1 pseudogene is annotated in these 213 nt (G+C 34.3%); it reads right to left on the minus strand.

The features are described from left to right. A pseudogene (locus GPK60_RS08095) lies at positions 1-213 on the minus strand (IS607 family transposase); the annotation flags it as partial.

The raw sequence follows: 213 nt of genomic DNA on the forward strand, positions 1-213 counted from the left end.
AGTCCATACAACCTGCAGGAGAACACATGAAGAATAGAAACAATATCCTGCACGAGTTCTTCTTGTGGTGATAGTTCTTCATTGTTTACTATCACTATGGTCGTATGAAACTTCATGCAGAATTTTTCAAACCAATCATAGCCAAATCTGATAAATCTATCTTTGTGCGTTATGATTATGGTTTTGATTTTTTGTTCCATTACTTCATCCAAT

The sequence above is a fragment of the Ruminococcus sp. MCC718 genome (genome assembly GCF_018783905.1).
Taxonomy (GTDB): Bacteria; Bacillota; Clostridia; order Lachnospirales; family Lachnospiraceae; genus Hominisplanchenecus; species Hominisplanchenecus faecis.